We start from the raw sequence: 12,695 nt of genomic DNA on the forward strand, positions 1-12,695 counted from the left end.
GTCAGCGCTCCAGCACCGCGTTGAGGAACCGGCGGGTGCGCTCCTCGCGCGGGTCGGCCATGATCTCGGCCGGATCGCCCTCCTCGATGATGTGCCCGTCGGCCATCACGACGAGGTGGTCGGAGACGTCCCGCGCGAACTGCATCTCGTGGGTGACGACGATCATCGTCATGCCCGCGTCGGCGAGTTCGCGCATGACCGTGAGCACCTCGACGCCGACCTCGGGGTCGAGGGCGCTCGTCGGCTCGTCGAAGAGCATCACGCGCGGGTTCAGCGCGAGGGCCCGCACGATCGCGATGCGCTGCTGCTGCCCGCCCGAGCACTTGCCGGGGTGCTGGTCGGCCTTGTCGGCGAGGCCGACCCGCTCGAGGAGCACCCTGGCACGGGCCTCGGCCTCCTCGCGGCTGCGGCCGAGGATCTTCTCCTGCGGGAACGCGACGTTCCGCAGCACCGTGAAGTGCGGGAACAGGTTGAACGACTGGAACACCATCCCTACCTGGCGGCGCAGGGTGAGCAGTTCCCTGTCCTTCACCCGGTCACCCGCGCGGATGGTCTGCGAGCCCACCGTGATCGAGCCGCCGTCGGGCGTCTCGAGCAGGTTCACGCAGCGCAGCAGCGTGCTCTTGCCCGAGCCCGAGGGGCCGATGAGCGCGGTCACGCTTCCGGGCTTCACGTTCATCGAGATGTCGTCGAGCACGAGGTGGTCGCCGAACCGCTTGGACAGGTTCGAGATCTGCACGCCGGCGATCGCGAGTTCGGTCGCCTCGGTGATGAGTGGCACGTTCACGGGGTCTCCTCGGGGGCGGGTGGGTCGGGCGGTGTCGGGGTCGGGCGGATGCCGCGGGGCCGGCCGGTCGGGCCGGCCCCGAGCCCGGGTCAGAAGTCGGTCGACGAGTCCTCGGCCGGCACGAGCAGGTCGGCCGGGAGGTCGTAGGCGGCGAGGATGTCGGCGAGCGTGCCGTCCTCGCGGTACTCGTCGATCAGCTCGCTGATCGCCGCGTTGAGGTCGGTGTTCTCCTTGGCGATGGGGAACGCGATGCGCGGCTGCTCGGTCGTGATCGCGACGCGGTCGTCGGGTTCGACGGCCTCGACGACGAAGTCGGTGTCGGCGTAGGCGGCGACCGCGACGGCGTAGCCGTCGAGTGCGGCCTGGATGCGGCCGTTGACGAGGTCCTGCTTCATCTCGATCGTGCCGGGGTAGGTCTTGAAGTGCTCGCCGAGGATGGCGCTGACATCCGCCTCCCACGAGAACCCGGCACCGCTGCCGACGTCGCCGATCGTCTCGAGCTCGTCGATGGTCGACGCGCCGTCCGTCGAGACGATGCCCATCGCGTCGTACAAGGTCGCCGTGGTGAATCCGACCTGCTCGGCGCGCTCGGCGGTGACGTACCATCCGCCCGAGATCAGGTCGGTCTTCTTCTGCTCGCTGATCATCGGGATGCCGTTGGCGTATGTGATCGGCACGAACGCGACGCCCAGGCACTCGGCCTCGGCGATCTGCTTGATGAGGTCGATCTCGAGGCCCGAGGCATCCGTGCCCTCGGTCTTCGTGTAGGGCAGGTTCTCGGGGACGCCGACCGTGAGGACGCCGTCGGTGTAGGTGGTGAGGCCCTCGTGCACGGGCGTGCAGTCGTCGGCGACGGTCGAGCCGGTGGCCGAGGCGGCGCAGCCGGTCAGGGCGACGGCGGCGAGGCCGAGGGCTGCGGTGGCGGAGATCGAGCGGATGGCGGTGCGCGTGGTGATCACGGAGGTGCTCCTTCTTGGGGGTGGCTGTGCTGGGGTCGCTGGTGCTGGGGGTGGGTGGTACTGGTGCGTCGCGGACGGATTCAGACCGCGGTGAGGCCGCCGTCGATGGTCATGACCGAACCGGTCACGAATGACGACGCCGGCGAGAGGAGGTAGGCGATGAGGGGGGAGATCTCCTCGGCCTGGGCGCGACGACCGAGCGGCGCGGCACTCGAGGTGCCGCCGACCGGCTCGTCGTCGTTCATGGGCGTGGCGACGCCGCCTGGGGTGATGGCGTTGACGCGCACGCTCGGGGCGTACTCGACGGCGGCGACGCGGGTCAGCGCGAGGACCGCCGCCTTCGAGGCGGAGTAGGCGGCGTAGCCGGCCGAGCCGACGAGCGCCGCGGTGGACGAGACGTTGACGATGGAGCCGCCGCCTGTCTCGACCATGACCGGGGCGAGCGCCCGGATGCCGAGGAACGTGCCGTGCACGTTGACGCGCTCGTGCAGCGTCCACGTGTCGACGGTCGTGTCGGCGATGGGTGCGTGGCGGAGGATGCCGGCGTTGTTGACGAGGCCGCGGAGCGGAGCGCCGTCGGCGGCGATGCGCTCGGCGAGCCCTGCCCAGGCGGTCTCGTCGGCGACGTCGAGCGGGTGGAAGACCGCGTCGACGCCCGACGCGCGGAGGACGGCGGCGGTGCGATCGCCCTCGTCGGCGAGCACGTCGGTGAGGATGACGCGCGTGCCGGGTCGGCCGAGGTGCGCCGCGTGCGCGGCACCCTGGCCGCGTGCGCCGCCGGTCACGACGACGACGGAGGTGGTCGGGGTCATGGTCGGCGGCATCAGCGCATCACGTCCCCGCCGGAGAGCACGATGGTCTCGCCGGTCATGAACGCGACGCGGTCGCCCGTGAGCAGTACGACCCAGTCGGCGATCTCGGTCGGCTGCGCGACGCGACCGAGCGGGATCGAGGCGGCCGCGGCATCCATTCGGCCCGTCGCCGCGTTGCCCGGCGTCGCGACCCAGCCGGGGGCGATGCCGTTCACACGGATGCCGGCCGGTGCGAGTTCGAGCGCGAGGGTCTTGGTGAGCATGACGACCGCGGCCTTCGATGCGCCGTAGAGCAATTGGCCCGGGCTCACGGTGAAGGCGTCGACCGAGGCGAAGTTGACGACGGCGGCGCCGGCGCCCATGCGCGGGCGGGCTGCGGCGGTGACGTTGAGCACGCCGAGCACGTTGATGTCGAAGATGCGGCGGAAGGTCGCGTCGTCGTAGGTGTCGAGCGTCGTGGGCGGGTAGACGCCGGCGATGTTCGCGACCGCCTCGATCGAGGCATCCGCCGGGAGCACTGCATCGATGGCCGCAGCGACGGCGGCCCGGTCGCGCACGTCGGCGACCACGGGGAGGAACGTGCCCGTGCTCGCCTCGGGGGCTGCTTCGACGACATCGAGACCGACGACGGTCCAGCCCTGGCGGAGGAACGCCTCGGTGGTCGAGAGGCCCATGCCGGATGCCGCGCCGGTGACGATCGCGGTGCCTGTCGTGGTCTGCATGTGGTGCGTCCTTCGGGTTGGTGGTGGTGAGAACCCAGTGCACCAGTCGACTCTTCACAGGGCAATGCTTGATCGGCGATGCTAGGCATAGGTAGAACCTTGAGGAAGGTGGTCCAGCGACCATGGTGCTCCCCACGATCCGTCAGCTCGAGTACTTCATCTCGGCAGCGCATCTCGGCACGTTCGCGGCGGCCGCCGCCGAACACCGCATCGCCCAGCCGAGCCTGTCGGAGCAGATCAACGTGCTCGAGCGATCGCTCGAGGTGCCGCTGTTCACGCGCACCTCACGTCGCCTGCTGCTGACGGATGCCGGCAAGCAACTGCTGCCGCTCGCCGAGCAGACCGTGACCGATATGCGCGAGTTCTCCGAGTGGAGCCGGCGCATGCGCTCCCTCGAGGAGGGCACGGTCTCGTTCGGCACGTTCAACAGCGCGCACCTGTACCTGTTGACCGATCTGATCAGGGATTTCCACGCGCTGCATCCCAACGTGCGGATCCAGGTGTCGGGGCTCAACTCGGCCGAGGTCGCCGACGGCGTCCGCGAGGGTCGGCTGGAAGCCGGACTCGTGCAGCTACCGATCGACGACCGCGAACTCGAGCTCACGCCATCCGTCTTCACCGACCAGGCGGTGTACGTCTCGAGGAACCCCGAGCACACCAGTTCACCGGTCGACATCCGGACCCTCGCGGCGCGGCCGCTCATCCTCTCGGAGGCGCGCTGGTCGCACGACGACCCGCTGCGCGTCTCGCTCCTCGAGCGCGCGCAGCGCGAGGGCATCGCGCTCCAGCCGATCATCGAGGTCGAGTTCCAGACGCACGCGCTCGAGCTGGCCGCGGAGGGCGTCGGCGACTCGCTCGTGTCGTACCACGTGGGGCGGAGACTCATGGCGGAACGCGGGCTGACGTGGGCGCCGCTCGATCCGCCCATCCGGGAGCACTACGCGTTCATCACCCGCCGCGGCGGGGCGATCTCACCCGCAACGGGGGCGTTCATGCGGCTCGCGCATCGGGTGCTCAGGCGGATCGCGGCGGATGGGGATGCGGCGGATGGCGGTGGAGCGCACGCTGTCGAGGTGTGAGGGGTGATGGAGACTTGCCGGCGCACTGCTCGCGCACAGCAACTCGCTCGCGGGCGCACTCACGGCGGCGCACCCGGGCTTACGCGGGAGAAGCGTGAACACGGGCGTCCGGCTCGCGGGCGCTCACCCGCCGTGCCACCACGGCGGTTCGTCGGGCAGTATCGAGCCGCTGCGACCGGGCCCCGACGCGTCACGGCGGGGTTCGGGCCGACCCGGTGGCGAGCCGTCGGACGGCGGCGCGCTCCCCGCGTCGCCCGACCGTCTCGGAGGCCGCGCCCCGACGGTCGACGGCGCCACCGGGATGAACGGCCGCTCCGGCAGGGTCCGGAGGACATGCCCGGCCGGGGAGGTCCACCGGATCGCGCCGTCGGCCTCGTGGATGAGGCGCCAGCCGGTCTGATGCTTGAGCCAGTGGTGGGGCGGGCAGAGCGCGGCGAGGTTGTCGGCGGAGGTCTCACCGCCGTGCTCCCAGGCCTCGCTGTGGTCGAGGTCGGCGACCTGGGCGCGACGGTTGCAGCCCGGGAACCGGCATGTGCCGTCACGGACCCGGACGTAGCCCGCGAGGTCGGCAGGCACGCGATAGGTCGCTCGACCGTACGAGAGCGCGGCGCCGGTCTCGGGGTGGACGAGAAGGCGACGGAGCGATGGAGCGTGCGCCGCGAGGATGCGGGCGGTCTCGGCGTCGATCGGACCGTAGCCGTCGAGGTCGGCGGGCTCGTCGTCGAGCCCGAGCAGGGAGAGCACCGGCACCGTGACGGTGACGTGCGCTGCGACACGACCGGTCGCGGCGGCCAGGTGGCGATCGCTCGCGTCGAGGGTGCCGGCGAGGAGCAGGTCGCCCGCGACATCCGCCCGCCGCTGCGCCCTCGTGCGCTCGTCGCGGCGCTCGGGATCGCCCCAGGCGGCGAGCGCGTCGAGCCGTGCCACGATGGCGACCGCACGCTCGGCCTCGACGAACAGGCTCAGCCAGGCCATGCCGTCGGGCGCGGGTTCGAGCACCACGCGACGCTCCTCGGCAGCGCGTGTGCGGCGCGCCTCGAGCGGCTCCGGGTGAAGCCGTTCGCACAGTCGGCGCAGCCGGCGGCGGAAGCCGGTCGTCGTCCGCGTCGCCGCATCGGCGAGCGCGCTGCGTTCGACCTCATCCGCCGTCTCCGAAGGCAGCACCCGCGTGAGCTCGAGCATCGCTCGGACGTGCCCGATCGCGATCTCGCCCGCCTCGAGCGCGTCGAGCGTCGCCGCTCGCGGACCGGTCAACCGCGAGTCATCCGCCACCAGGCCCCCGGCGACCGGCTCGGGCACGACGAGGGTGGTCGCGAGCTCGGCCACGAACGACCGCGTCGCCCCGTCGCGCGCGGCCCGACCGCTGTCGTCGGTCACGCCCTCGACACGCGCGTGTCGTGCCCGCGCCGACTCGACGAGCCGGAACTGCTCGGCCTGCGCCCACCGGATCGTCTGCTCGAGGGAGACCAGCAGCCCGAGGTCGTCGGCGAGCGCGCGAAGGTCCGCGGCCTCGGGCGACAGGTGGACGGATGCCGCGGGCTCGCGCCGCACGTCGAGGAAGCACTCGTCGATCAGCGCGTCGATTTCACGGCCGGTCGGGGCGGCACCGCGGATCTCGGCGCCGTGCGGGTCGGCACCGCGCAGGTCGGCATGGCGCACCTCGGGATCGTGCACCTCGGCACCGTGCGGGTCGGGCGAACGGACGTCGGCCTGCAGCACGTCGGACCTGGAGGACGAGGTTCCGATCGCACCCTCGACCGCGCTCGGAAGCCACTCGAGGGTGGGAGCGCCGGTCGGGTTCATGCGTCCAGTCAAGCAGCACCCACCGACATCGACTCGCGCCGCGATTCCCAGATGAGCGCCGGTTTTCGCGCCCGCATTCCGCCCCGACGACTCGACCCGGAAGAACCGCCGCCCCCGCCGCGTTGTCCCGTGCATGAGAGCGATCGCGTACTCCGAGACCGGCCCGTCGAACGTCCTGCAGCTCGTGGAGCGCGACATCCCGCAGCCGGGTCCCGGCGAGGTGCGCGTGCGCGTCGTCGTGTCGGGCGTGAACCCGACCGACTGGAAGGCGCGCGCCGGCGCCGCACCGGGCCGCGCTGCGCCGTTCCCCGAGGTCGTGCCGAACCAGGACGGCGCCGGCGTCGTCGACGCGGTCGGCGACGGCGTGACCGGGTTCGCGGTCGGCGACCGGGTCTGGGTGTTCCTCGCCGCGCACCAGCGCCCGACCGGCACGGCGCAGGAGTTCGCGGTGCTGCCCGCGAGCCGGCTCGTGCACCTTCCGGATGCCGCGGGCTTCGACCTCGGCGCGTCGCTCGGTGTTCCCGCCATGACGGCCCACCGCGCGCTCACGGTCCACGAGGGCGGTCCGACCCGCCTCAGCCCGGGCGCGCTCGACGGCCGTACCCTGCTCGTCGCCGGCGGCGCCGGCGCGGTCGGGCACGCCGCGATCCAGCTCGCCCGGTGGGCGGGCGCCCGCGTCATCACGACGATCAGCTCACCCGAGAAGGCCGCGCTCGCGACCGCGGCGGGCGCGCACCACGTCGTGGACTACCGGGCGGATGACGCGGCTCGCGCCATCCGTGCCATCGCGCCCGACGGCGTCGACCAGGTCGTCGAGGTCTCCCCCGCGCGCAACGCCGCCCTGAACGCGAAGGTCATCGCGAACCACGGCTCGATCTCGGTCTACGCGACGGACGGCGGAACCGAGATGACCCTCGACGTGCGCCACCACTTCTCGCTCAACGCGCGCTACCAGTTCCTCCTGCTCTACACCGTCGGCGACGCCGCCCTCGCGGCCGCCGCGGAGGACATCACGCGGGCGCTCGAAGACGGGGCGCTCCCCGTCGGCGAGGCGGCCGGCCTGCCGCTCACCCGGTTCCCGCTCGAGCGGGCGGCCGAGGCGCACGACGCGGTCGAGGCGGGGACGGTCGGGAAGGTGCTGATCGACGTGACGGAGGCCTGAGCGGCCGATCGGTCGGCGGCCGCCCATGACGCCGACCTGACCGGCCGAGCGGTCGGCGACCGCCCGTCACGCCTCCCGAACCGGCTGCCGCAGCACGGTCCGCAGCTTCTCCGGCGCGGTGCGCCGCGGGTCGCTGAGGTAGACCTCGTGGTGCGGGCCGTTGAAGGTGAGCCCGTGCTTCGGCATCCACTCGTGGTGCAGCCGCGCGAGCGTCGGCGCCTCGTCGGCGAACGGGCCGAGGTGCAGGATCTGCGCCGACATGCCCTCGGTGAGACGCATGAGCCGCAGCGCGTCGAGCGACGGCGAACCGCGCCCCTTCGCGCGGGTCGCCTCGACGCCCGCCGCGACAGCGGCCTCGTCGATCCAGTCGGGCTGGGCGATGAGCATCGTCCAGTTCCAGGCGGCCCGGTCGTTCGCCGCGAACGCGCTCGGATCGTCCGCCCACCACAGCCCCTCGAGCGGCGCGACCGTGAAGTCGCGCCCGAGCCCCTTCTTGCTCGCGAACTTCACCGCGTACGCGACGCCGAACAGCGCCTCGACCGCCTCGGCGTAGGCCGGCGTCGTGTTCGGGTCGCCGTGCCCGTCGACCGCGAGGTACTGCATCGGCGGAACCTCGACGAGCACGAAGTCCTTCGACGACGGCGCGTAGAGCTCGCGGTGCGCGCGCTTGACGTCGTACTTCTCAGGCGCAGTGCCATCCGGTGCCATGCGTGCAGGCTACGCCCGACCGCGGACGCTGCGTTCCCGCGGATCTCACCCCGCAGCGCGGCACAGCCGGTCGCGCACCCACCCCGCGGCATCCGCCTGCGAGAGCTCGCCGGTCCCGATCAGCCGGGCGAACTCGATCGCCTCGTCGCTCAGCCTGCCGTCGGGCGTCGTCGGCGGGTCGCGCAGCACGACGGTCGTGAGCCACCGCGTGAGCGGGCCGCCGAGCCGCGCCGCCACCGCGACCGTGCCGGCGAAGTGCCGCGCCTGCCCGTCGGTCCGATCGTCGACGTGGCGCCGGAACCCCCGCCCGCGCAGGCGATTACGACCACCGGATGCCGCATCGAGCGCCCAGAACAGGCCGCGACGCACCCCGGCCGCGCGTCCGAGCTCCCTCAGGAACCGCCGGTTCGCGTAGCCGCGCTCGGCGAGCCGGTCGATCGACTCGGCGAGGGCGGCGCAGGCATCCACCCGGACAGGGTACGGGCCGCGCGCGGGCTCGCCATCCCCGTCGCGCCGCATCGGACGCATGCGCTACGGTGACGCAATGCAATGCCGGTGAGCCGCCTCCGCTCCTCCCTGATTCCTGCGCGCCGCGCGCCAGCGCGCGCCGAGCGCGCCGTCGAAAGGCTCACCCATGCACGCATCACTCCCCCTCGCCGGTCGAACCGCCCTCGTCACCGGCGTCTCCCGCCGGCGCGGGATCGGCTTCGCCGTCGCGACGAAGCTCGCCGAGCTCGGAGCGAACCTCGTCATCCACCACCATCGCCCGCACGACCTCGACCAGCCCTGGGGCGGCGACGACCTCGACGCGGTGCGCCGCGGCATCCGCTCGGCCCTGACGCCGGGCGCGGAGATGCGCGACCTCGGCGCCGACCTCGCCGACCCCGCGCAGGTCGAGCCGCTGATCGACGCCGCACGCGGCCTCACGGGCGAGCTCGACCTCCTCGTCTGCAACCACGCGAAGAGCGGCGACGACGGCGGCATCCTCGACATGACGCCCGAGCGGCTCGACGCGTTCTGGGACGTGAACGCGCGCTCGACGCTGCTGCTGACCGCCGCGTTCGCGCGCTCGAGGCGACCGAAGGCCGAGGCGGATGCCGCCCCGCTCCGCCCCGGCGAACGGCTGCGCCGCGACGCGCCGTTCGCCGAGCCTCGGGGGCGCGTGGTCTGGATGACCTCCGGCCAGGTGCACGGCCCCATGCGCGGCGAGGTCGCCTATGCGACGAGCAAGGCGGCGCTCGCGGGCGTCACCGCGACGGTCGCCGCCGAGCTGCTCGAGCTCGGGATCCTTCTCAACACCGTCGACCCCGGGCCGGTGAACACCGGCTACCTCGACGCCGAGACCGCCGACCGGCCGCTCGACGAGCTCGAGGCGTACCTCGCGACGACGCCGTTCGGCCGGGTCGGCCGACCCGAGGACGTCGCGAACCTCATCGGATGGCTCGTCACGCCCGCAGCCGCGTGGGTGACCGGCCAGGTGCTCACGAGCGACGGCGGGTTCAGCCTGGGGTGAGGCGGGTCGCGCGGGCAGCTCGCCTGCCCGCGCGCCACCCGATCGCGCTACCCGACCAGGTGCACGACCTGCTCCCCGACGAGCACCGCTGCGAGCACGATCATCGCCGCGCCCGACACGCGCGACACGATCCGCATCGCCGACGGGCGGAGCCGCAGCACCGTCCGCGCTCCGTAGCCGACGGCCGTGTACACGGCCGCGCACGCCGCGACGAAGATGAGGCCGAGCACCGCGAGCTGCACCGGGATCGGCCAGCTGCCGGCGGCATCCGTGAACTGGGGCAGCAGCACGACGAGCACCAACAGGCCCTTCGGGTTGAGCCCCGAGACCCCGGCGCCCTGCAGCAGGCGAAGCCAGGGGCGAGCGGATGCCGCGGCCGGCGCGCCGCCGGCGGAGGTCGTGCCGACGGTGGCGGGTGCTCCGGTCGGGGCGCCGTTCGCCGCGACCGCGACCGCGACCGCGACCGACGCGACCCCGGCCACGACCGGCGGCTCGCGCAGCACGCGGACGCCGAGGAAGGTCAGGTACGCCGCCGCAGACAGGGTCAGCGCCACGATGAACCACGGCACCGCCGCGACCACGGCGCCGACGCCGACCGCGACCGCGGCGACGACCGCCAGGTAGCCGACGAGGATGCCGGCGAGCGAGGGCAGGATCGTGCGCTCGCGCGTGCCGGCGGCGATGAGGTACGCCCAGTCGGGTCCGGGCAGGATCACCATCAGGGTCATCATCACCGAGCACGCGATGAGCAGTTGCACGTCCATGGAACGAACGTAGGCAGGATCGCGTGGAAGCCGCTGCCCGATTCCTCCTCTGCGCGCCGCTTCCGTGGAAGAATTCACCCCATGGACGCCATCGATCGGAGAATTCTTGCCGAACTGCAGCGCGACGGCCGCCTGAGCCTCACCGAGCTCGCCGAGCGCGTGCAGCTCAGCATGTCGCCGACGCACCGCCGGCTGCGCGCGCTCGAGGAGTCCGGCGCGATCACCGGCTACCGCGCGGTCATCGATCCCGACGCCGTCGGCCTCGGGTTCACCGCGCTCGTGTTCGTGACGATGGAGCAGACCGACCGCTCGACCGTGCCCGCATTCGACGCGGCCGTCGCCGAGATCCCGGAGGTGATCCAGGCGCTGCGCCTCTTCGGCGACCCCGACTACCTGCTGCGGGTCGCGGTGCGCGACCTGCCCGCCTACCAGCGCCTGTGGGACGAGAAGCTCTCGGCACTGCCGGGCACCCGCCGGGTCGCCTCGACGCTCGTCATGAAGACGATCGTCGACGACCGGCCGCTGCCGCTCTGAACACGCGGATGCCGCGGGGTCCCCCACCCCGCGGCATCCGATCGCCCCCTCGACCTCGAGCGACCCCTACCGCACGCTCTCGAGGAAGTTCCGCGTCCGCTGCCGCTGCGGCGCATCGATGACGGCCGCGGCGGTGCCGGACTCGACGACGACGCCGCCGTCCATGAACACGACCTGGTCCGCGACGCCGCGGGCGAACCCGATCTCGTGCGTCACGACGATCATCGTCATGCCCTCGCGCGCGAGCTCGCGCATGACGTCGAGCACGTCGCCGACGAGCTCGGGATCGAGCGCCGACGTCGGCTCGTCGAACAGCATGAGCTTCGGGCTCATTGCGAGCGCTCGCGCGATCGCGACGCGCTGCTGCTGCCCGCCCGAGAGCTGCGCCGGGTAGTGCCGGGCGAAGTCGGCGAGGCCGACCCGGTCGAGCAGCTCGAGCGCCCGCGCCTTCGCGGCCGCCGACGGAACGCCCGCGACGCCCGTCGGGGCCTCCGTGATGTTCTCGAGCGCCGTCATGTGCGGGAACAGGTTGAAGCGCTGGAACACCATGCCGATCCCGCGCCGCTGGCGCGCGATCTGCCGGGGGGTCATCTGTGCGTCGCATGCCCCGACTGGCGGTACCCGATGAGCTCGCCGTCGACGATGATGCGTCCGCCGTCGATGGTCTCGAGGTGGTTGATGCAGCGCAGCAGCGTCGACTTGCCCGAGCCCGACGGGCCGAGGAGCACGGTCACGGTGCCCTCCGGCACCTCGACCGAGATGTCGCGGAGCACCTGGTGAGCGCCGAAGCTCTTGCGCACCCGGCGGATCTCGACGAGCGGACGGGCCTCGGTTCGGGCGGCGGCAGCCGCAGGAGCGGTGATGGTCATACGACTCCGACCTCCTTGGTCACGGGCGCCGGGTCCGGCGCGGGCCGGCGCGACGCGATGACGCGGCGCAGGCGCTGGAACGGCGTCGGCGGCAGCGTGCGGCTCGCACCGCGGCCGTACCGTCGCTCGAGGTAGTACTGCGGGATCGAGAGCACGCTCGTCATGAGCAGGTACCAGAGGCTCGCGACGATGAGGAGCTCGACCTGCTTGAGGTTCTGCGACGAGATGACGCTCGCCTGCGTGTAGAGCTCGAGGACCGCGATGACCGAGAGCAGCGACGTGTTCTTCAGCATCGAGATCGTCTCGTTGCCCATCGGCGGGATGATCACGCGCATCGCCTGCGGCAGCAGCACGCGCCGGAACGTGTACAGCGGCGACATCCCGAGCGAGTACGCGGCCTCGCGCTGGCCCTCGTCGACCGACACCATGCCGGCCCGGACGATCTCGGAGGAGTACGCGGCCTGGTTGAGCGTCAGGGCGAGGAGGCCGGCGGTGAACGCGCTGATCAGGAGGTTGGTGTCGACGGACCAGAACACGACGTCGGTGAACGGGATCCCGATGGCGATCTGCTCGTAGAGCAACCCGAGGTAGCCCCACAGCACGATCTGCACGAGGAGCGGCGTGCCGCGGAACGCCCAGACGTAGCACCACGCGACCGAGGAGAGCACCGGGTTCGACGAGAGCCGCATGGCCGCGATCACGATCGACAGGAACGTGGAGACGACCATCGCGATGAGCGTGATGAGGAGCGTGAGGCCGACGCCCTGGAGGATCCGCGGGTCGACGAGGAACGTCGCGATCGCGTCGAAGTCCAGGTTCGGGTTGGTGGCGACGGATGCCGCGAACGCCGCGACGAACAGCAGGACCGCTGCCGCACCGACCCACCGCCACGGGCGGCGGAGCGGGATGGCAACGATGTCGTCGTCGGTCGCGTCGGTCGCCCCCGCTGGGCCGCCCTTCCCGGACGCGGTCGGCGCCGGTCG

General features: G+C 72.4%; 13 protein-coding genes and 1 pseudogene. 4 read left to right on the forward strand and 10 right to left on the reverse strand.

Features of this window, described 5'->3' with window-relative positions; translation table 11 throughout:
- Window position 1: 1 nt before the first annotated feature.
- The 4 genes from GJ743_RS03295 to GJ743_RS03310 all read right to left on the reverse strand — a co-directional run bounded on the left by GJ743_RS03295 (window position 2) and on the right by GJ743_RS03310 (window position 3,280).
- Complete coding sequence (locus GJ743_RS03295) at window positions 2–787, reverse strand: amino acid ABC transporter ATP-binding protein (protein ID WP_376861912.1); 786 nt, start codon at window positions 785–787, stop codon at window positions 2–4.
- 89 nt (window positions 788–876) lie between these two features.
- The gene (locus tag GJ743_RS19175) at window positions 877–1,746 is read right to left on the reverse strand and encodes a substrate-binding periplasmic protein (RefSeq protein WP_196216900.1); all 870 of its coding nucleotides are present in this window, start codon (window positions 1,744–1,746) and stop codon (window positions 877–879) included.
- 80 nt (window positions 1,747–1,826) lie between these two features.
- Entirely contained in the window at window positions 1,827–2,558 is a 732-nt protein-coding gene (locus GJ743_RS03305) for an SDR family NAD(P)-dependent oxidoreductase (RefSeq protein WP_155050519.1), read from the reverse strand.
- Window positions 2,559–2,569: 11 nt separating this feature from the next.
- Window positions 2,570–3,280 carry an SDR family NAD(P)-dependent oxidoreductase gene (locus GJ743_RS03310; protein WP_155050520.1) on the reverse strand — a complete coding sequence of 237 codons (711 nt, stop codon included), beginning with the start codon at window positions 3,278–3,280 and terminating at the stop codon, window positions 2,570–2,572.
- A gap of 122 nt (window positions 3,281–3,402) precedes the next feature.
- On the opposite strand from GJ743_RS03310, the gene GJ743_RS03315 reads away from it, so the two are divergent.
- On the forward strand, window positions 3,403–4,359 hold the full coding sequence (locus tag GJ743_RS03315; protein ID WP_155050521.1) for a LysR family transcriptional regulator: 957 nt from the start codon (window positions 3,403–3,405) through the stop codon (window positions 4,357–4,359).
- 123 nt (window positions 4,360–4,482) lie between these two features.
- Here the strand turns inward: GJ743_RS03315 and GJ743_RS03320 are convergent, their stop codons facing one another.
- Entirely contained in the window at window positions 4,483–6,162 is a 1,680-nt protein-coding gene (locus GJ743_RS03320) for an HNH endonuclease signature motif containing protein (protein WP_196216901.1), read from the reverse strand.
- Window positions 6,163–6,295: 133 nt separating this feature from the next.
- Between GJ743_RS03320 and GJ743_RS03325 the strand changes: the two genes are divergently transcribed.
- On the forward strand, window positions 6,296–7,324 hold the full coding sequence (locus tag GJ743_RS03325; protein ID WP_155050523.1) for an NADPH:quinone reductase: 1,029 nt from the start codon (window positions 6,296–6,298) through the stop codon (window positions 7,322–7,324).
- Window positions 7,325–7,390: 66 nt separating this feature from the next.
- Here the strand turns inward: GJ743_RS03325 and GJ743_RS03330 are convergent, their stop codons facing one another.
- Window positions 7,391–8,032, reverse strand: coding sequence for a GyrI-like domain-containing protein (locus GJ743_RS03330; protein ID WP_155050524.1), 642 nt, complete (start codon window positions 8,030–8,032; stop codon window positions 7,391–7,393).
- 45 nt (window positions 8,033–8,077) lie between these two features.
- Window positions 8,078–8,500: a hypothetical protein gene (locus GJ743_RS03335; RefSeq protein WP_328288736.1), complete on the reverse strand. Its 423-nt coding sequence runs from the start codon at window positions 8,498–8,500 to the stop codon at window positions 8,078–8,080.
- A 166-nt stretch (window positions 8,501–8,666) separates the two neighbouring features.
- On the opposite strand from GJ743_RS03335, the gene GJ743_RS03340 reads away from it, so the two are divergent.
- On the forward strand, window positions 8,667–9,545 hold the full coding sequence (locus tag GJ743_RS03340) for an SDR family oxidoreductase (protein ID WP_155050526.1): 879 nt from the start codon (window positions 8,667–8,669) through the stop codon (window positions 9,543–9,545).
- A gap of 47 nt (window positions 9,546–9,592) precedes the next feature.
- Here the strand turns inward: GJ743_RS03340 and GJ743_RS03345 are convergent, their stop codons facing one another.
- Window positions 9,593–10,309 carry a LysE family translocator gene (locus GJ743_RS03345; RefSeq protein ID WP_155050527.1) on the reverse strand — a complete coding sequence of 239 codons (717 nt, stop codon included), beginning with the start codon at window positions 10,307–10,309 and terminating at the stop codon, window positions 9,593–9,595.
- Between the two features lie 81 nt (window positions 10,310–10,390).
- Between GJ743_RS03345 and GJ743_RS03350 the strand changes: the two genes are divergently transcribed.
- A complete protein-coding gene (locus tag GJ743_RS03350; RefSeq protein ID WP_155050528.1) occupies window positions 10,391–10,843 on the forward strand; it encodes an Lrp/AsnC family transcriptional regulator in 453 nt (150 codons plus the stop codon).
- Between the two features lie 66 nt (window positions 10,844–10,909).
- Here the strand turns inward: GJ743_RS03350 and GJ743_RS03355 are convergent.
- Window positions 10,910–11,712: pseudogene (locus GJ743_RS03355) on the reverse strand (amino acid ABC transporter ATP-binding protein).
- Window positions 11,709–12,629: an amino acid ABC transporter permease gene (locus tag GJ743_RS03360; protein WP_376861939.1), complete on the reverse strand. Its 921-nt coding sequence runs from the start codon at window positions 12,627–12,629 to the stop codon at window positions 11,709–11,711. Before GJ743_RS03360 ends, GJ743_RS03355 begins: the two are co-directional and overlap by 4 nt.
- Window positions 12,630–12,695: the final 66 nt, after the last annotated feature.

This window comes from Agromyces bracchium (genome assembly GCF_009709675.1).
Lineage (GTDB): Bacteria > Actinomycetota > Actinomycetes > Actinomycetales > Microbacteriaceae > Agromyces > Agromyces bracchium.